Annotated in this window: 19 protein-coding genes and 1 riboswitch; of the genes, 6 read left to right on the top strand and 13 right to left on the bottom strand. The window is 73.9% G+C overall.

Annotated elements, in window-relative coordinates:
* Positions 1 to 374 precede the first annotated feature (374 nt).
* Positions 375 to 782, bottom strand: coding sequence for a hypothetical protein (locus AB0K07_RS17770; protein WP_363756289.1), 408 nt, complete (start codon positions 780 to 782; stop codon positions 375 to 377).
* Between the two features lie 135 nt (positions 783 to 917).
* Positions 918 to 1079, bottom strand: a complete 162-nt coding sequence (locus AB0K07_RS17765; RefSeq protein WP_363756287.1) for a hypothetical protein — start codon at positions 1077 to 1079, stop codon at positions 918 to 920.
* Between the two features lie 371 nt (positions 1080 to 1450).
* On the opposite strand from AB0K07_RS17765, the gene AB0K07_RS17760 reads away from it, so the two are divergent.
* The gene (locus tag AB0K07_RS17760) at positions 1451 to 1813 is read left to right on the top strand and encodes an STAS domain-containing protein (protein WP_363756285.1); all 363 of its coding nucleotides are present in this window, start codon (positions 1451 to 1453) and stop codon (positions 1811 to 1813) included.
* 26 nt (positions 1814 to 1839) lie between these two features.
* Here the strand turns inward: AB0K07_RS17760 and AB0K07_RS17755 are convergent, their stop codons facing one another.
* Together AB0K07_RS17755 and AB0K07_RS17750 are read right to left on the bottom strand one after the other, a co-directional pair.
* Positions 1840 to 2667, bottom strand: coding sequence for a 5'/3'-nucleotidase SurE (locus AB0K07_RS17755; RefSeq protein ID WP_363756283.1), 828 nt, complete (start codon positions 2665 to 2667; stop codon positions 1840 to 1842).
* Positions 2664 to 3641, bottom strand: coding sequence for a PfkB family carbohydrate kinase (locus AB0K07_RS17750; protein WP_363756281.1), 978 nt, complete (start codon positions 3639 to 3641; stop codon positions 2664 to 2666). Before AB0K07_RS17750 ends, AB0K07_RS17755 begins: the two co-directional genes overlap by 4 nt.
* A 171-nt stretch (positions 3642 to 3812) precedes the next feature.
* Between AB0K07_RS17750 and AB0K07_RS17745 the strand changes: the two genes are divergently transcribed.
* A complete protein-coding gene (locus AB0K07_RS17745) occupies positions 3813 to 4280 on the top strand; it encodes an SRPBCC family protein (protein ID WP_363756279.1) in 468 nt (155 codons plus the stop codon).
* Positions 4281 to 4361: 81 nt separating this feature from the next.
* Here AB0K07_RS17745 and AB0K07_RS17740 read toward each other — a convergent pair whose 3' ends face one another.
* From AB0K07_RS17740 to AB0K07_RS17720, 5 genes are all read right to left on the bottom strand, one after another.
* A complete protein-coding gene (locus AB0K07_RS17740) occupies positions 4362 to 4883 on the bottom strand; it encodes a hypothetical protein (protein ID WP_363756277.1) in 522 nt (173 codons plus the stop codon).
* A 118-nt stretch (positions 4884 to 5001) separates the two neighbouring features.
* Positions 5002 to 6009, bottom strand: coding sequence for a hypothetical protein (locus AB0K07_RS17735; protein WP_363756642.1), 1008 nt, complete (start codon positions 6007 to 6009; stop codon positions 5002 to 5004).
* Positions 6010 to 6065: 56 nt separating this feature from the next.
* A riboswitch (cyclic di-AMP (ydaO/yuaA leader) is annotated at positions 6066 to 6197 on the bottom strand.
* Positions 6198 to 6339: 142 nt separating this feature from the next.
* Positions 6340 to 7257, bottom strand: coding sequence for a cation diffusion facilitator family transporter (locus AB0K07_RS17730; RefSeq protein WP_363756275.1), 918 nt, complete (start codon positions 7255 to 7257; stop codon positions 6340 to 6342).
* Between the two features lie 106 nt (positions 7258 to 7363).
* On the bottom strand, positions 7364 to 9481 hold the full coding sequence (locus AB0K07_RS17725; RefSeq protein ID WP_363756273.1) for an AAA family ATPase: 2118 nt from the start codon (positions 9479 to 9481) through the stop codon (positions 7364 to 7366).
* A 106-nt stretch (positions 9482 to 9587) separates the two neighbouring features.
* Positions 9588 to 10532, bottom strand: coding sequence for an alpha/beta hydrolase (locus AB0K07_RS17720; protein ID WP_363756271.1), 945 nt, complete (start codon positions 10530 to 10532; stop codon positions 9588 to 9590).
* 148 nt (positions 10533 to 10680) lie between these two features.
* On the opposite strand from AB0K07_RS17720, the gene AB0K07_RS17715 reads away from it, so the two are divergent.
* On the top strand, positions 10681 to 11337 hold the full coding sequence (locus tag AB0K07_RS17715; protein WP_363756269.1) for a carbonic anhydrase: 657 nt from the start codon (positions 10681 to 10683) through the stop codon (positions 11335 to 11337).
* Positions 11338 to 11429: 92 nt separating this feature from the next.
* On the opposite strand, the gene AB0K07_RS17710 is transcribed toward AB0K07_RS17715, so the two are convergent.
* Positions 11430 to 11759, bottom strand: coding sequence for a hypothetical protein (locus AB0K07_RS17710; RefSeq protein WP_363756267.1), 330 nt, complete (start codon positions 11757 to 11759; stop codon positions 11430 to 11432).
* Between the two features lie 308 nt (positions 11760 to 12067).
* On the opposite strand from AB0K07_RS17710, the gene AB0K07_RS17705 reads away from it, so the two are divergent.
* Together AB0K07_RS17705 and AB0K07_RS17700 are read left to right on the top strand one after the other, a co-directional pair.
* Positions 12068 to 12559: a DUF3145 domain-containing protein gene (locus AB0K07_RS17705; RefSeq protein WP_363756265.1), complete on the top strand. Its 492-nt coding sequence runs from the start codon at positions 12068 to 12070 to the stop codon at positions 12557 to 12559.
* 98 nt (positions 12560 to 12657) lie between these two features.
* Positions 12658 to 14391 (top strand): glycoside hydrolase family 3 N-terminal domain-containing protein, encoded by a 1734-nt coding sequence (locus AB0K07_RS17700; RefSeq protein WP_363756263.1) that lies wholly within the window; start codon positions 12658 to 12660, stop codon positions 14389 to 14391.
* 12 nt (positions 14392 to 14403) lie between these two features.
* On the opposite strand, the gene AB0K07_RS17695 is transcribed toward AB0K07_RS17700, so the two are convergent.
* Positions 14404 to 16275, bottom strand: a complete 1872-nt coding sequence (locus AB0K07_RS17695) for an NAD-binding protein (RefSeq protein WP_363756261.1) — start codon at positions 16273 to 16275, stop codon at positions 14404 to 14406.
* 103 nt (positions 16276 to 16378) lie between these two features.
* On the opposite strand from AB0K07_RS17695, the gene AB0K07_RS17690 reads away from it, so the two are divergent.
* Positions 16379 to 16597, top strand: coding sequence for a hypothetical protein (locus AB0K07_RS17690; RefSeq protein WP_363756259.1), 219 nt, complete (start codon positions 16379 to 16381; stop codon positions 16595 to 16597).
* Between the two features lie 91 nt (positions 16598 to 16688).
* Here the strand turns inward: AB0K07_RS17690 and fabF are convergent, their stop codons facing one another.
* Positions 16689 to 17915 carry a beta-ketoacyl-ACP synthase II gene (gene fabF, locus AB0K07_RS17685; RefSeq protein ID WP_363756257.1) on the bottom strand — a complete coding sequence of 409 codons (1227 nt, stop codon included), beginning with the start codon at positions 17913 to 17915 and terminating at the stop codon, positions 16689 to 16691.
* Positions 17916 to 17917: 2 nt separating this feature from the next.
* Complete coding sequence (locus AB0K07_RS17680; RefSeq protein ID WP_088960922.1) at positions 17918 to 18157, bottom strand: acyl carrier protein; 240 nt, start codon at positions 18155 to 18157, stop codon at positions 17918 to 17920.
* Between the last annotated feature and the right edge of the window lie 70 nt (positions 18158 to 18227).

Raw genomic sequence — 18227 nt, 5'->3', positions numbered from 1 at the left:
CCCGGGTCGCGGCATCCCACCTGCCCCCGGCGTCCGTCCCCGAGATGCGGAGAACGGTCGCTCCCGGTCCGGAACGGCCGTGCGGCACCCGGAGCAGCACCCCGGAGCAGCACCCCTGTCGGCTCGCGGACCGGCGGCAACGCCCGCTCGCCGCCTGCGCGATGGCTGACCGGGTGGTCCGGGCGCAGTCGGCGGTGCCCGGCCCGCCCCCGATCACCGGTCCGTCGGGGCTGCCTGAGGGGTCCGGCACCCCGGCGGGCCGGCCCCACCCGCCGGCACTTCCGCTTCGCCACCGGCGCGGAGTCGGGGTCCGGGAAAGGGAGCGGGCCCCGGTCGACCGGTGTGGTCGAGCGGGGCCCGGGGTGGCGGGTGGCTCAGTCGTTCAGGCCGATGGGGGAGTTGGGGCGGTCGACATCGACGAACTCGACGTCGTCCACCGCGCGGTCCTCCCGGCTGCCGGCGGCCCGGGCGGCGGAGCCCACGGCCCAGCCGACGGCGGCGCCGACCAGCGCGGCGCCGATCAGCAGGGTCCAGGGCAGTGCCGGCTGACGGCCGGCGAGCGCGTCGAAGGCCAGCGAGGCTCGGCGTCGCGCCTCGTCGGCGGCGGAGCCCACCAGGTCACCCGCACCGTCGGCGAGGTCGCTGCTGCTGCGCCGGGCGGATCGGGCGGTGCCCCGGACGCTGTCTCCCGCGGAGCTGACGGCGGAGACCAGGTGCTCCCACGCCTGGTCCGCGATCCGCTCCGGCTTGCTGCGGCGGTCCAGCAGGTTGGTTCCGAACATCGTGGTTACCTCCTCGGGTGCCGAAGCCAACGGCCACTTCGGACTTCGGCGTCTGTCAGCGCGTCGCGGTTCGCCTACCCCGCAGTGCCCCGCGCCGGCCGGGCGCAAACCCGGCCGGCCCGGCTCGCCGGACAGTCAGCGCAGCACCACCACGCCGGCGCCCCGGGCGAAGTCGTCGTCGTCATCGTCGTCGTCATCGCCCCCGCCACCGAAACCGCAGGCCAGTACGAGGGCGAGCAGGAAGCCGACGCCGGCCAGCCCGGCCAGTTTCTTGATCATGAAGGTCCTCTCCGTCACGGTGGGTTCCCCGGCCGATGCTAGGTGGCGTCGGCAACCACGCCGGCTCGGTCCGGGTCGATGGACGAGGTGCGACACGCCGGTGTCGCGCGGGGCGAACACGGTTGGTGGGCCGGTTGTCGGGCGCGTCGGACGGGGACCGCTACCCTGATCCGGCGACGCGTCGGTTCCGACCGATCGTTGAGTGATCGGATAACGAAAAGTACTGAGTGATCAGATAACGAAAAGTCCGGATATGGGCGACTTGCTGTGCCCGGATCCGCGAATTGCTCATCCCGAGGGGTGGCGACCGAGGCCGTCGAAGGAATACTGTCGGTCGCGGCCCGCGTACTGATGAGGCGCCCGGGGGACGGGCGGGTGGAGGTGCTCGCGTGAGCCTGTCGATCGTGAAGTCGGTTCTGTCCGGTGGTGTCGTGGAGATCGCCCCGCGCGGCGAGATCGACGTCGACACCGCGTACGAGGTGCGCGAGGCGATCGCGGAGGTGCTGGCCAAGGGCCGCCCCCACCGCATCGAGCTGAACATGAGGCTGGTCACCTTCATCGACTCGGTCGGCATCAGCGCGATGGTGGCCGGCTTCCAGACCGCCGAGGTCAGCGGCGTCAAGCTGATGGTCACCGAGCCGAGCCGGTTCGTGCACCGGCAGCTCTGGGTGACCGGCCTGCTCGGCCTCTTCGGCGCCCCCGAGCCGTACTTCGCCGGCACCGCCACCCCCGAGGTGCTTCCCGGCGCCTGAGCGCCGAGACGCTCGGCCGACGCCGGTCAGGGCTGATCGTCCAGACCGGTCAGGTCGACATCGGTCATCTCCGTGACGGCCCGAATGGCCGTCACGGACGCGTACCCCGCGGCCAGCAACGCCACGTCCGTGCCGGGCTGCGCGGCCTGCCCCGGCTCCTCCAGCGAGGTGCGGACGAAGCCGTGCCCGGATTCGGCCACCGTCATCTGCACCTGACCGAAGCTCGCCAGCGTGCCTCGGCGCACCCCGCGCAGTTGACCGTGCGGCAGGTCCGGGGCGTTGACGTTGAGCACGCTCTCGATCGGCGCGGAGGTCAGCCGGGGGAGCAGGTCCAGCGCGACCCGCGCGGCGGTGCTCCAGTTGCGCTCGGCGTCACGTACCCGGGCGGCGGCGTTCACCGCCGCGCCGCCGCTGGCGGCCGTCGCCTCGCCCACCGACAGCACGTCCAGCGAGACCGCCATCGCGCGGCAGCCGTTCGTGGCCGCGGTGAACGCGGCGCCCACCGTGCCGGAGTGCAGCACGGCGCGGCCGGCGTTGGCACCCCGGTTGATGCCGGAGAGCACCACCGACGGCGGCGGACCGAACGCGCCGTGCAACGCGATCAGCGTGATGAAGCCGGGAGAGCCACCGACCCCGTACGCGGGCACGCCCGCCAGGTCGGGCAGCGGGTGGTCGTGCACCACCACCCGCCCGTCCTGCTCCCTCGCGCTCATCGCCGCGCTGGTGCCGCTCGCCTCCTCCAGCGGCGCGGCGATCACCACGTCCAGGCCCCGCTGGGCGGCCGCCCAGGCCAACGACTGAATGCCCGGCGCGGCGATCCCGTCGTCGTTGGTGACCAGCACGCGCAGGGTCATCGCTCGACCGCCCGTTCGGCCAGCTCGTCGGGGGTGGTCCGCTCCTGCGGCCGGCTGTCCGCCGGGACCAGCCGGACCCGCTCCACCAGACCGGTGATCGAGTCCAGCCGCCCGGTGCCGAGGCCGTGCCGGGTGACGTTCAGCGCCCCGGCGGCGGCGCCGGTCCGGATGGCGGTCCGGATGTCCCCGCCACCGGCCACCACGGCGGCCACCCCGGCGGTCATCGAGTCGCCCGCACCGCGCGGGTCGGCCGCCTCCAACCGGGGCATCTCCACCTCGAACAACTCTCCGTCGATGAGCGCGAGCGCCGGGTCCTCGGCCCGGCTCACCACCACCGTCTCGGCCCCGGCGGCGTGCAGCTCGTACATCACCCGGGTCAGCTCCGCGGTCTCCTCGTTGCGGGCACGGCCGTCGCGGACCAGTTCCTCATGGCTCACCTTCAGGAAGAACACCCCACTGTCCAGCACCGCGCCGAGATGATCGCCGGAGAGGTCGACCACCACCCGGCCGCCGTTGGCGCCGAGATCGGCGGCGAAGCGCCGGTACAGGTCGGCCGGGACGAGCCACGGTTCGTTGGGTCCACTGAGCACGCTCACCGAGGCACGCAGCCCCTCGCCGAGGGCCAGGTTGTACAACTCGTCGAGCTCGTGCCGGCTCAGTGGCTGCCCGGGCACGTCAGCGATCTCCTGCCGGGACCCGTCCCGGCGGTCGTGCACGTAGCCGCCGCTGCCGGAGTCCCGGACCACCACCTTGAGGTCCAACCCCTCGCTGACGAGCAGCGGCTCCAGCACCTGGCCGATCTCGCCGCCCAGCGCGGTGCAGAGCACCACGTCGACCCCGAGCGACATCACCATGCGGGCCTGCCACACGCCCTGCCCACCCGGGTGCAGGTGCAGCTCGGGTTGGTCGTTCGGCTGGTCCACCGTGACGGTCAGCTGTGGAGTGGGCGCGAAGACCATCACGTGCCCGCTCACCGGTCGTAGCCGTTCATGAATCCACCCTCCGTCACAACCGGTGATGCCCCATCAGCCGACGGTAGTGCGAACGCTCTGCCAATGCCGGGACAACAGGCGGTGTCCGTCCGGGCGTTGCCAGCCCGCCCGGGGTACGGGACGATCGTGCGACCAGCGAGGGCGGGAGACGGTGTGCTCAGGAGCGAAACCTTCAGCTACACCGTCCAGGCTCGCTGCTCGGCCGGCGAGGCGGCGGCCCTGCTGAGCGACCTGACCCGGCAGGGAGAGCTGCACCCGCTGATCGTCAGCGTCCGCCGGCTGCCACCGCGGCCGGGTGCCCAGGCCAGCTACACGATCAGCGATCGGCTGGCCGCCGGCCCGCTGCGCTTCCGGACCAGCTACCAGGCGGACGTGCTGATCAGCGAGGAAGACGAGATCGTCATGGTGGCCCGGCAGTGGCCGGCCACCACGGTACGCAACCACACCCGGCTGCGCGGTGAGCCGGAAGGCCTGGTCCGGATCGACGTCGAGATCACCCTGACCGCGCCGGCCCCGCTGTTCCGGTACGCGTTCCGCCAGGCCCGGGCGGCCCACCTGGCCCTGGCCACCCGGCTGGGCGCGGCCCTGGACCGCCCCAACGAGGCCCCACCCGCCACCTGACGCCCACGCCCCACGCCCCACGCCCCACGCCAAGATCGTGCTCGATCCTGGATGTCGTGGTGTCGGCGCGCCGGGAGACCACTACATCCTGGTTGCAGCGCGATCATGGCCGGTCCGGGCCGCCATCGTCACGGCCCGGGCGGCCGGCCGTCGCCCCCACGGCTTGTAGGTGGACAGCACCGTCGCGATGATCATCAGGCTGGTCGAGACCGCGGGCGCGATCACCAGGTCGGCGCGGTCCCGGGCGGGCAGTGCCGCGCCGAGCGCGCCGGCGTGCCGCAGGTTCGGGGTGAGCAGGAACAGCACGAGCCCGACCATCACCGTGGTGATCACCAGCTTGACCAGCACCCAGCGGTAGCGCAGCAGGCCCCACGGGGTGAGCAGCGCGCTGGCCACGCCGACCAGCCAGACCAGCACGCTCAGCGGCGCGAACAGCGTGGTGCCGACCAGCGCGGCGACCGGGTAGACGACGGCCGGGTCGGCGCCGCGCTGCGCCGCGACGCCGAGCGTGAGCAGCGTCAGGTCGGCGCCGAGCCAGCCGAGCGAGGTGACCAGGTGCAGGGTGAGCAGCGCCTTGCGGGCGGTGGGCGGGATCCGACGCATACCAGGATGCTGCCCGCCGTGGCCGCCCGAAACGTCCGACCGTCGGCGACATCCCGGGTACGCCCACCGACGTACGCCGGCCGGTGCCCCCACGTCAGGGGGCACCGGCCGGGTCGGGTCAGTACACCGACAGGTGCACGTGGTTGGTGTGGTCGCTGGACGGGTCGCCGCCCGCCCCGCTGTACGACTTCCACCCGCTGCTGGGCAGCCAGATCTGCCTGTACCAGATCACGTAGAGCACGGCGAGCCGGTCGGCGTTGCGGATGAAGTACGCGGCCAGGTTGTTGCCGTACGTCTTGTCACCGCCGGTGGCGTCCCCGCCGAAGCCGTTCTTCTGCGCGGCGAAGTCGCAGGCCCGGCCCTTCGGGTGTTCGCCGGAGCCGCCCGAGCGGTGGCAGGAGACGTACCGGGTGAAGCCCGCGGCCTTGGCCTGGTTGAGCGCGTGCAGGGTGCGCGGCGTGATGCACCCGGTGGCCGGAGTGGGGTCGTTGACGCTGCACGACTCGGACGGCCACGAGCCGTCGGAGTTGCGCGGCGCGGCCGTCGCGTTGGCGGTGGACGTGCCCCGGTTGGAGCCGGCGGCGGTCGGCCTCGGTGTGGTGGCCACGGTCAGCGCCCGTTCGGCCTGCTCCTTGCGCTTGGCCATCACCGTGACCTGCTTGCGCTGCTCACGGATCTCGCCGTCCAGGGCGACGCGGGTACGCGTGACCTCGTCCCTGGTGGCGATGAGGTCACGCAGGGCCCGGTCCTCGTTGGCGGCGACCGCGTCCAGCGTGACGGCCCGGTCCATGAAGCCCTCGGGCGTGCTGCTGCTGAGCAGCGCCGACACCGTGCCGAGCCGGCCGGTGCGGTAGGCCAGTCCGGCGATCTCGTCGACCTTGCCGCTGCGCGCCGCCAACTCGGTCTCGGTGGTCTTGAGTTGGGTGGCGAGCTGCTGCTGCCGTCGTACCGAGATGTCCAGTGCGCGCTTCGCGTCCAGGTATCCCTTGCTGGCGGCCTCCAGTTGGGCCCGCAGCGCCGGGGTGCCGCCCTCTTCGTCGCCATTGGGGGCCGCGGCGGCCCGCAGGCCGGTCGGGGGAGCGGCCGAGGCGGTGCCGGCGGGGATCGCGACGCCGAGGGCGAGCATCGCGACGATCAGGGCCGCCAGTCGGGCGGCGGGTGGTCGTGCTGGTACCACTACGCATGTCCTTCCGTCAGCCGCCGACCGGGTTAGCTGACGGGTTCGGGACGGAAGATCCCTACCGCTGACGCGGATGCACCCCAGGAACATGGTTCCCCGGTTCGCCCGCTCGGGCGATTAGGCGGCGGCCGCCACCGGCGCCGGGAGGGCGCCGCCGGGTGGTGGCCGGGACCGAGCCTACCGGTGCGGATGGGACCAGTGCAGCCGATGTGACGGACGGTGCGTGCGTCGTCACGGAAAATTGGGGCGAAGACGAGTAAAGCTCTTGAAACGCCGTTACCATTCCACCGAACCGCAGGCCCCGGGGGCTGCGCCTGGTTCGATCTGCAACGTCGCGTGCTCGATCCGGAAGTCCTCGTGCAGGGCGGTCCGCGCCGCGGTGAGCACCATGCCGACGTCCGCGCCGGGCGCCATGGTCAGGTGCGCGGAGGCCACCTCCATGCCCGAGGTGAGCGTCCAGACGTGCAGGTCGTGCACCTCGACCACGCCGGGCACCGCGGCCAGTCGGTCGTGCACGGCGGTCACCTGGAGGTGCTCCGGGGCGGCCTGCACCAGGATGCGGACCGCGGCCCGTCCCAACCGCCAGGTGCGCGGCAGGATGAACACGCCGATGGCGACCGCGACCAGTGGGTCGGCCCACCACCAGTCGGTGACCTGGATGAGCAGCGCCGCGCCGATCACGCCGAGCGAGCCGAGCAGGTCGCCGAGCACCTCCAGGTAGGCGCCCTGGAGGTTGATGCTCTCCCGGGCTCCCGCGCGGAGCAGGGCGAAGGCGCCCAGGTTCGCGAGCAGGCCGAGCACGGCCACGGCGAGCATCGGGCCGGCCAGCACCTCGTGCGGGTCGCCGAACCGGCCGATCGCCTCGATCACCACGTAGACCGCGACGCCGGAGAGCAGGACGGCGTTGGCCAGCGCGGCGAGCACCTCGAGTCGGTAGAGCCCGAACGTGCGTTGCGGGTCGCCCGTGGCCCGCCGCGTGGCGGTGATCGCGGCCAGCGCCATCCCGATGCCGAGCACGTCGGTGAACATGTGGCCGGCGTCGGAGAGCAGGGCCAGCGAGCCGGTGCGGAAGGCGGCCACCGCCTCGACCACCATCAGGCTGGCGAGCAGGCCGAACGCCGTCCAGAGCCGCCCCCGGTGCTGGTGCGCGGCGTTGGCCACCGCCCCGTGGTGGTGGTCATGACCTGCGCCCACGAAACCACCCTCCGCCGTCGGTCCGGACCCGGTCAAATGTATGCGCACATCGCTATGTATGCAAGTGTACGTCAGGTCACCGGGCGGGAGGGCCCAGCGCCGCAGGTCAGCCGGTCGGGTCGATCGTGGTGAGGCGCTGGGTGGCCCGCGAGAGCGCGACGTAGAGCGTGCGCACCCCGGCGCCCGGATCCGCCCGGATCTCGCTGGGAGCCACCAGCACCACCCCGTCGTACTCCATGCCCTTGGCCTCCAGGCTGGTCACCACCTGCAGGCGCGGCGCGCCCAGGGCGCCGAGCCAACCGGCGACCTCGTCGCGGCGGGGGACCGGCGCGATCACCCCGACCGTGCCCTCCACCTCGGCCAGCAGGCCGGTGGCCGCCTCCACGGTGGCGGTCTCCAGCTCCGTCGGCGGCACCACCAGCTCGACCGGGTCGACGCCGGTGGAGCGGACGGCGGTCGGCAGCGGCAGGTCGGGGTAGAGCCGGCGGATCTCCGCCGCCGCCACCGCGAAGATCTCCGCCGAGTTGCGGTAGTTGGTGGTCAGCGTGAAGTCGTGCCGCTTGCGCCGGCCCAGCGCCTGGTCCCGGGCGCGGTCCAGCTCCTCCGGGTCACCGGTCCACGCGGTCTGCGCCGGATCGCCCACCACCGTCCAGGAGGCCAGCCGGCCGCGCCGGCCGACCATGCGCCACTGCATCGGCGAGACGTCCTGCGCCTCGTCCACCACCACGTGCGCGTACTCGCGGTAGTCCGCCGGCCGATCCCGGGCCGCCGCCCGCGCGGCGCGCTGCCGCTCCCCGAAGGTGCTCAGCTCACGGACCCCGCCGGCGAGCTGGAAAGGGTCACGCTTGGCCCGGGCCGGCTGCACCGGCTTGCCCAGCAGCGCGTCCAGCTCGTCCAGCAGCGCCACGTCGGCGATGGTCAGCCCGGCCGTGTCCAGGTTCCGGTACGCCGCGCTGAGCAGCCGGATCTCGGCGGTGGAGAGGATGCCGCCGGCGTACCGGCGCAGGCGGTCCGGCCGGGCCAGCCAGCCGAGCACGTGCCGGGGGTGCAGCCGGGGCCACCAGGCCTTGAGAAACTCCCGGAACTCCGGCCGTTCGGCGATCTCGTCCTCGAAGGCGCGCTGCTCCGGCAGCCGCCCGATGCCCAACCGGCGGGCCTGCGCCCAGAGCGCGGCGAAGACACCGTCGAATCCGGCCCGGCGCACCTCGTTGCGTCGGGCGCCCCGGTGCAGCGCCCGGTCCCGGATGCCGTCCAGCTCCGCCCGGTCCAGCCGCAGCAGCGTGCCCCGGTAGAGCAGCCGCAGCTCGCCCGGGCCGCCGGGCACGGCGTCGCGCACCGCGCGCTCCAGCACCCGGCGCATCCGCAACGAGCCCTTCACCGCCGCCACCTCGGGCGGGTCGGTGCGGGTGGCGGTCATCCCCGGGAAGAGGGTGCCCAGCGAGTGCAGGGTCGCGGTGTCCTCGCCGAGCGAGGGCAGCACCGACGCGATGTACTCGACGAAGACCGTGGACGGGCCGACCACCAGGATGCCGCCGCCGGCGTACCGGCTGCGGTCGGAGTAGAGCAGGTAGGCGGCCCGGTGCAGGGCCACCGCGGTCTTGCCGGTGCCCGGGCCGCCGGCGACGATCGTCACCCCGGAGCCGGGCGAACGGATGGCCTCGTCCTGCTCCCGCTGGATCGTCGCCACGATGTCGCGCATGCCCCGGCCGGTGGCCCGGGACAGGGTGGCCAGCAGCGCCCCGTCGCCGACCACCGTCATCCCCTCGGGGGCGGCGGTCGGGTCCAGCAGGTCGTCCTCGATGCGGGTGACCCGTTCGCTGCGCGACTGGATGGTGCGCCGGCGCACGACGTCCAACGGCTGGGCGGGAGTGGCCTGGTAGAAGGCGGCGGCGGCCGGCGCCCGCCAGTCGACAACCAGCGTCGTCGCGTCCTCGTCGCGGATGCCGAGCCGCCCGACGTGCAGGACCTGCCGGTCCCGCAGGTCCAGCCGGCCGAAGACCAGCCCCTCGTGCTCGGCGTCGAGGGTGTGCCGCCGCTGGGCGGCGTGGAAGACCATCGCGTCGCGCTCGACCAGCGCGCCGAACGTGCCCACCCGGGCCATCCGGTAGCCGTCCCGCTCGGCGCGGACCGCGGAGCGCCGCAGCTCGGCGAGTCGGGCGTACACCCGGTCGAGGTGCCGTTGCTCGACGGCGATCTCCTGCTCCAGGGCGGTCTGGTCGGTCAACGCACGCTCCTCCTCGTCGCCGGCAAGCGGCGCGAACCGCGCGGGCCAACCGCAGAAGGGTACGGCCCCCGACCCGGCCTCCCGCGCCCGAGGTGCGGGAACGTGGTCAGCGACCCGTTCCGGCGGCGGTCGCGTCGCCCGTGAGGGGCGCCGGCTCGTCGAGCACCCGGCGCAGGACTCCGGTGAGCGCGGCGTTCACCTCGTCCGGGCGTTCCATCATCAGCATGTGCCCGGCGCCCGGGCAGACGATCAGCTCGGTGGCGGGCAGGACCGCGGCGATCGACTCGGCGCACGGCGGCGGGGTCAGCCGGTCCCGGTCGCCGACCAGGGCGGCCGCCGGCAGGTGGGCCAGCGCGGCGAGGGTGTCCAGCCGGTGCTGGGCGCCGATCGAGGCGCGGAACCCGCCGATCGAGCGCAGCGAGGCGCGGGCCACCGCCGAGGTCACCAGGCGGATGTCGGCCGGCTCGCAGCGGTCGCCGAAGAGAATCCACCGGATGCTCGGTTGCAGCGCGCGCAGCAGCGCCCGGGGTGCCCGCCACGAACCGCACCGGGCCAGGACCCCGGCGCCGGTCGTCTCGGCCAGCCGGATCAGCCGGGCGATCCGGGGGGAGAGGCCGTAGACGGTGTGCGTGTGCCCCTCGGCGGTGGTCGAGACGAAGACCAGGCCGGCCGTGCGGGCGGCGAAGTGCGCGGGGTGGCGGTGCGCGTACTCCATGATCGTCATTCCGCCCATCGAGTGCCCGACCAGCACCACGCGGCCGGACGGCGCCACCGCGTCGAGCACCGCGGCCAGGTCGTCGCCGAGCTGCGCCAGGGTGGCCGTGGGCAGCGACATGCAGCTCGAGCGGCCGTGCCCACGCGCGTCGTAGGTGACCACCCGCACCGCTTCGCCGGACGCCCCGGTAAGGGCGTCGACCTGCCGGTGCCAGCTGCGCCCGTCCAGCGTCCAGCCGTGCAGCAGGATGGCGGTCACCGGGGCGTCCGCCGGCCCCGTCGCCTCGACGTGCAGCCGTACGCCGTCGGGCAGACCGACCTCGAACCGCTCCTGCATCGCCACCTCCCCAGGGCCGCCGGGCACCATCGGCACCGGGATACCCGGCGGTAACACCGGCTACCCGCCATGACACCACGCCAATCGCGCGGCAGCGAACATTCCCGACCCCGCCCGTGGCCGCCGTCCGCGGGCCAAGCTGAAGGTCATGGGGTCGTCGGGGGAAACGCCCGGAGCGCCGGCGGGCGGGCCTTCGGCGCCGGGGCGACAGGCCGGTGGCACGCCCCGCGCCGCGCTGGCCGACCTGCTCGCCGGCAACCGGCGGTTCGTCAGCGGCCAGCCGGTGCACGGTCACGACGTGACGGCCGCCGCGGCCGCCTCCGGTGACCAGCAGCCGTACGCGGTGGTGCTGGGATGCATCGACTCGCGGGTGCCACTGGAGGCCATCTTCGACCAGACGTTCGGCGCGATCTGCGTGATCCGCACCGGTGGGCACGTGCTCGACCGCGCGGTGTGCGGCTCGATCGAGTACGTGGTCGGCCAGCTCGGCGTACCGCTGGTGATGGTGCTCGGCCACGAGCGGTGCGGCGCGGTGGGCGCCGCGGTCGACGCGCTGCGCGCCGGGGAGCGTCCCGGCGGCTCGCTGGCCCACCTGGTGGACGAGATCGCCCCAGCCGTGATCGAGGTGGGGCTGGACGACCCGGCGGTGCACCCGCTGGCGATCCGTCGGCACGTCCGGCGCACGGTCCACACCCTGCGCCACGACGACCTGCTGGCCGGGCCGGTCGCCGCCGGCCGGGTGGCCGTGGTGGGCGGCCTCTACGACCTGGCCACCGGTGAGGTCGCCCTGCTGGACCCGGCCTGAGCCCGCGGGGCACCCCGGCCGAGGGTACGGACGCGAAAACGCCCGCCGGGAACTCCCGGCGGGCGTTTTCAGGTGATGCGGTGGGGGAGGGCTCAGCCCTCGAAGACGCCGGCCGCGACCAGGCGCTTCTCGGTGGCCTCCCAGCCGTCACCCGGGTGGGTAGCGGCCAGGGTGTTGATCTCCGCCCGGATCTTGGCGGCGTGGCCGGCCGCGGCCAGCACCCGGATCTCCTCGACGAAGGCCTCGGAGTCGGTGCGCAGGTGCGCGGTCTTGCCGTTGGTCAGGTTGCGCACGTAGGCGTGCTTGCCGCCGTTGAGCGGGATGAGGTACTTGAACTCGCCCAGCACGCTGAGGGCGCCACCCTGGCCAGCCTGGCCGGCCCGGACGGACGCGCGCGCGGTCTTAGAGGTGTTGCTCGCCACGGAGGTACTCCTTGCAAGACGTACGGGAGGACTGGACGTCCGGGGGCTGTGTGCGGGCGACCACCGGGGTCGGCCCACGAAGTTGTGCGCGGCACAAGCCGCCGATGGAACTGTACAGGACCACGACATCAGGCTGGTCGTCGCGGTGTCCTGAGAGGCAACGGAGACCACCCGTCCGGCTATTCCAGCCGGCGTTTTTTCCGATTCCCTGGCGAACCATCCGTCCCAGGAGTAATCATGTGTTGCATCAGCCACTCGGGTGGACGAGGTCGTAGGGGAAGACGCACCTCGCTCTCCGGGAGGTCACCGTGCCAACGCGTGGCGTCGTATACGTCCACTCGACCCCGCTCGCCGTGTGCTCGCACGTCGAGTGGGCGATCGCGCGCGTCCTAGCCGCGCCGGTCAACCTGCAGTGGACGGCTCAGCCCGTCGATCCCGGCGCACGCCGGGCCGAGTGCGGGTGGACCGGTCGTCCGGGGACGGGCGCCGAGCTGGCTGCTGCCCTCCGGCAGTGGCCCATGATCCGTTTCGAGGTGACCGAGGAACCGAGTCCCGGCGCCGACGGCGAGCGCTTCATGTACGTGCCGGCGCGCGGCCTGTTCCGGGCCACCGTCGGCGCGGCCGGCGACATCCAGCTCGGCGAGGACCGGCTGCGGGCGCTCATGGTTGCCGCCCGGGCCCCGGAGGCGCTGGCGCACGCGCTGGACAAGGCGCTCGGCACCGCGTGGGACGATGATCTGGAGCCCTACCGGTACGCCGGTGACGGTGCGCCGGTGACATTGCTCACCCGGGTCGGCTGACCCGGCCACCCGGCCACCTGCCCGCACGCTCGGCGCGGCGGCGGCCCGCCGTGTTGGCCGGTAAGGTCAAGTTGCCCCGATAAGGGGGAACTGATGGGATGGGCGGCGTGCCGATTCGCCCGCGTCGCGCAAGCGTCGCCGTCGCCGCCCTGACCGCCCTGCTCGTCTCCGGTTGCTCGGGCACCGCGGAACGCCCCGCGCCGTCGCCCGCCCCGGCCGGCACCTCCGCCGGGCCGAGCACACCCGCGACCACGCCGCCCGGCGATCCCGCCGCCCAGGCCGCCGCGCTGGTCGCCACGCTCTCCGACGAGGACCTGGTCGGCCAGGTGCTGATGCCGTACGCGTACGGCGACTCGGCCACGAAGGTCTCACCCGGCTCGGCCGCCGGCAACCAGGCGCTGGCCGGGGTCGACACCCCGGCCGAGATGATCGCCAAGTACCGGCTGGGCGGGCTGATCCTGGTCGGGTTCAGCGCCGACGACCCGACCAAGGGCAACCAGGAGACCACCAACGTCGACAACCCGAAGCAGGTGCACGAGCTGACCAGCGGGCTGCGTACCGCCGCCGGTCGGCTCGCCGCCGGCCCGGCGCCCTTCCTGGTCGGCACCGACCAGGAGTACGGCGTGGTCACCCGGATCACCGATGGCGTCACCGTGCTGCCCAGCGCCCTCGCGGCCGGTGCGGCCGGCGACCCCGCACTGACCGAGGCCGCCTGGCGGGCCGCCGGCACCGAGCTGGCGGCGATGGGGATCAACATCGACTTCGCGCCGGTGGCCGACGTGCTCGCCACCCGCAGCGCGGTGATCGGCTCCCGGTCCTACGGCGCGGACCCCAAGCAGGCCGCGGCTCAGGTCGGCGGCGCGGTCCGCGGCCTCCAGGCGGTCGGCGTGGCCGCCACCCTCAAGCACTTCCCGGGTCACGGCCACAGCGCCGACGACTCGCACCAGGACCTGCCGGTGCTCACCCAGTCCGCGGCGGCGCTGAAGAGCGGCGCCTGGCCACCGTTCACCGCCGGGATGGGCGCCGGCGCGATGGCGGTGATGTCCGGTCACCTCGACGCGCGGGCCATCGACCCCGGCACCCCGGCCACCTTCTCGCGCAAGCTGCTCACCGACGTGCTGCGCGGCCAGCTCGGCTTCACCGGCGTGGTGATCACCGACGGCATGAACATGCCGCCGGCGAAGCGCTGGGCTCCCGGCGAGGCCGCGGTCCGGGCGCTGAACGCCGGCAACGACCTGATCCTCATGACCCCGAACGTCGGCCAGGCGTACGACGGGCTGCTCGCCGCGCTGCGCGGTGGGTCGCTGACCCGGGCCCGACTGGTCGAGGCGGTCACCCGGGTGCTGACCATGAAGTTCCGGCTGGCGGCGCTCCCGCCCGCGCAGATGTCCACGCTCAACACCCCGGCGCACCGCGCGGCTGCGGACGCGCTGGCCGCCGGTGCGGTCACCGTGCTGCGCGGCGCCTGCGGTGGCCCGGTGCGCGGGCCGGTCACCGTCACCTCCTCCGATGGCCGGGACGGCACCCGGGCGGCCCTCACCGCCGCGCTGACCGCGGCCGGCGTGGCCGTCAAACCCAGCGGCGGCACGGTGGTGCACCTGGTCGGCTACGGCGACGGCGCCGGTGACCTGCGCGCCGACGCGGCGGTCACGGTCGCCATGGACACCCCGTACGTGCTGGCCAAGGCGGCGTCGCCGACGCTGCTGGCCACGTACTCCTCCAGCCGGGCGTCGATGACCGCGCTGGCCGCCGTGCTGGCCGGCAAGGCCCGCCCGGGCGGCCGGTCCCCGGTGGCCGTGCCCGGTTTGCCCGCCACCACCTGCGCCACCTGACCGTCGCCCGGGTCAGCGGTCGGCCCCGGCCTCCGGCCGGTCGGTGGCATCGCCGTTCACGGACGGGTGTGACCGCCCGGTGTCCGGGCTCGGCCGGCGCGCCGGCGGTGGGGTGAGCAGCCGCAGCGGCGTCCCGCCGACCGTGCTCGGCGACATCGGTGGAGGGTCGTCGCTCGGCGCCGTCCGGGCCAGCAGCGCCGCCAGACCGGCCCGGGTGGCGACGACCAGCAGCCGGTCGGTGCGCACCAACGGCCGCCGCTGCGGCAGCGACCAGATGGTCTGCCCCACCCGGCCGGTCCGCATCGCGATCAGCCGGGCCTCGCGCGGCCGGCTGATCTGCGGACAGGTGCTGCCCTCCACCTCCGAGCCCGCGCCGACCGGTAGTTCCGCGAGCAGCAGGACCCGCCGTCCCACCGAGATCGTGTCGATCACCTCACGGCCCATCATGGCCGCCGCGAACGCCGGCGCCGCCAGGTAGGAGACGCTGCGGGAGTGGTTGATCCCGAAGGCCCACTGCACCCGCTGCGCGAACCCCTCGTCGAAGAGCCGCAGCACCACCCGGAGCGGCGGCGCGGTGCCCCCCGACGCCGCCCGGTACAGCGAGCGCCCGAGCAGCGCGGTCTCCAGGTTGGTCACGTCGTCGGCGCAGAGCACGACCAGCGCCCGGCAGGTCGACACGGATGCCGCCCGCAACGTCTCCGGGCTGGACGCGTCGCCGATCAGGACCGGCAGGCCCAGTTCCCGGGCCACCGCAACGCCACGGGCCGTCGCCGCCCGGTCCACCGCCACCACGGTCAGGCCGAACGAGTGCAACTCCTGCACCACCCGGGTGCCCACGTTGCCCAGCCCGACCACGATCACATGGTCGTTGAGCGGGTCGGTGAGCCGGCCGGCCGCGACGGCCAGCCGAGCCCGCACCACCGAGTCGACCACCAGTGCGGTCACCGTGGGGACCAGCGCCACGCCGGTGACCACCAGCAGCAGGGCGGTGACCTTCTCCACCGGTGAGCCGGTCGGGTCCGCGTCCGCGCCGCCCAGGGCGGTGAGCACGGTCAGGTAGCCGGCCTGCACCGGATCCAGGTCCCGGGCCTGGCCGAGCAGCACACTGCCAACGGCGAGCAGCCCGGCCATCGCACCCAGCGCCCAGCGTAGGCGCCGGCCGAGCACCAACCGGGCGGTCCGCAGCAGCCGGCGGCGCGGTCGGGACGGCGCCGACCGGCGGCGGCCGTACGCCCGCACCAGCACCAGGTCTGCGGCGTCCTCGTGGGGCGGGAGGGTGACCGGCTCGGGTCCGCTGGTGTCGGCCAGCGCGCAGACCACGTCCGCGGTGGCCGGATCGAGCGTGGCGCGACTGGCGGTCCGCAACAGCTCGTCGTCGGGCAACCGCAGGTAGGTCGGTGTGTCGTCGCCGAGCGTCGCGGCCACGAACGCCGGCGCGGCGATCTCCGACCCGGACAGCACCGCGCAGTCGCCGAGCATGGTGGCCACACCCTCGCCGAGCACCGGGTTGAACAGCCGGACCACGACCCGCACGTCGGGATCGAACTCCCGGACGATCAACGCGGCGTCCACGTTGGCCACGTCGTCCGCGCTCACCAGCGCTACCGCCGCCGCTCCGCGTACGCCCACCCGGTGCAGCACCTCGCTGGTCAGCCGGCGGGCCACCACCACCTCGGGGCGCGGACCCGCCGCGACGGCCTCGGCGGCGAACTCGGCGATGTCCGGGGCGTGGTTGTCGGTCAGCGACGGCAGCACCACGGTCACGGCCACGGCGTACCGGTCGACCAGTTCGGTGACCAGCCGGCGGGCGAGCGCGTTGTCCCCGCAGACCACGAACCGCCGACCGGAATCCAGATCGACGCCGTCCGCGCTCTCGTCGGGCACGCCCGCATGGTATCCGTCGGCAACCAGTCCGCAGGGTCCCGACGACGGGTGGGCGCCGGGAAACCGGTCGCGTCGGCTGCCCCGGGCCTGGCACCGTGTCGCCATGGGGCAGGCGCGGGACTTCGACTGGGCGGAACGGGCCGACGGCACCGTGGTGATCACACATCACGGGCGGGTGGCCACGACGTTGCGCGGCGGCCGGGCGGCGGAGTTCCTCGCCGAGGTGGACGCCGACCCGCAGCTGGTGATGGCCCGCTGGACGGGCAACTACCGCCGGGGCAACGAGCGCACCGCGAAGCAGCACCCCCGCAACCGAGCCTGAACGAAGGAAGGGCCCCTGCTCTCGCCTCGCGACGAGCAGGGGCCCTTCCGTACACCGCTGAGGCGGGAGTCCGCCTCAAAAGCCTCTGGTCTCAGGCCCGCGTGAAGACGAGAGCCACGTTGTGGCCCCCGAAGCCGAACGCGTTGTTCAGCGCGGCGGGGATCTCCATGTGGCGAGCCTTGTGGGTGGCCACCTCCAGGGTGAGGGCCTCGTCCGGGTCGTCGAGGTTGATCGTCGGAGGTACGACACCGTCGCGGATGGCCAGGATGGTGGCGATCGACTCCAGCGCGCCGGCCGCACCGAGCAGGTGACCGGTCATCGACTTGGTCGCCGCCAGCACCGGGTGGTCGCCGAGTGCCTTGTGCAGCGCGCCGATCTCCAGCATGTCGCCGACCGGGGTCGACGTGGCGTGCGCGTTGACGTGCACGATGTCCCGCTTGGCCACATCGGCGTCCGCGATCGCCTTGGCGATGGCCCGGATGGCGCCCTCACCCTCGGCGTGCGGCTGCACGATGTCGTACGCGTCGGAGGTGATCCCGGCGCCGGCGAGGCGCGCGTACACCCGGGCGCCCCGGGCGGCGGCGTGCTCGGCGCGCTCCAGGACCACGATGCCGGCGCCCTCGCCGAGGACGAAGCCGTCACGGCCCCGGTCCCACGGGCGGGAGGCCCGCTCCGGCTCGTCGTTGCGGGTCGACATGGCCCGCATGGAGCTGAACCCGGCGATCGGCAGCGGGTGGATGACCGCCTCGGTGCCGCCGGCCACCACCACGTCGGCCCGGCCGGCGCGGATGATGTCCAGGCCGAGCGCGATCGCCTCGGCGCCGGTGGCGCAGGCGCTGGCCACCGTGTGCACGCCGGCCTTGGCGCCCAGCTCCAGCCCGACCCAGGCGGCCGGACCGTTCGGCATCAGCATGGGGATGGTGTGCGGGGAGACCCGCCGCGGCCCGGACGCCTCCAGGATGTCGTCCTGGGCGAGCAGGGTGGTGGCACCGCCGATGCCGGAGCCGACGCTGACCGCCAGCCGTTCCGGGTCGAGGCCGGAGTCGGCCAGGCCGGCGTCCGCCCAGGCCTGCTGCGCCGCGATGATCGCGATCGCCTCGGAGCGGTCCAGCCGGCGCAGGCGGACCCGGTCCAGCACCTCGGACGGTTCCACGGCCAGTTGGGCGGCGATCCGGACCGGCAGTTGCGCGGCCCACTCCTGGGTGAGGGCGCTCACCCCGGAGCGGCCGGCGAGCATGGCGTCCCAGGTCGACGCGACGTCCCCGCCAAGCGGGGTCGTCGCGCCGAGCCCGGTGACGACGACGTCAGGACGACTCATGATCAGGACTGCGCCTCGATGTAGGTGACGGCGTCGCCGACGGTCTTGAGGTTCTGCACCTCGTTGTCCGGGATCTTGACGCCGAACTTCTCCTCGGCCGCCACCACGACCTCCACCATGGAGAGCGAGTCGACATCGAGGTCGTCGGTGAAGGACTTCCCCTCGGCCACGTCGTCCGGGTTCACCCCGGCAACCTCTTCGAGGATCTCGGCGAGGCCGGTGGTGATCTCGTCACGGGTCATTGCGGTTGGTTCCTTTCATCGGGGGTTTCCGGCGGCCGGCGTCGCCAGCCGCCACACCTGGGCGCGTGCG

Origin of the sequence: Micromonospora sp. NPDC049301, from assembly GCF_040678715.1 — a bacterium.
GTDB lineage: Bacteria > Actinomycetota > Actinomycetes > Mycobacteriales > Micromonosporaceae > Micromonospora.
This window is presented reverse-complemented; position numbering and strand designations above follow the sequence as displayed.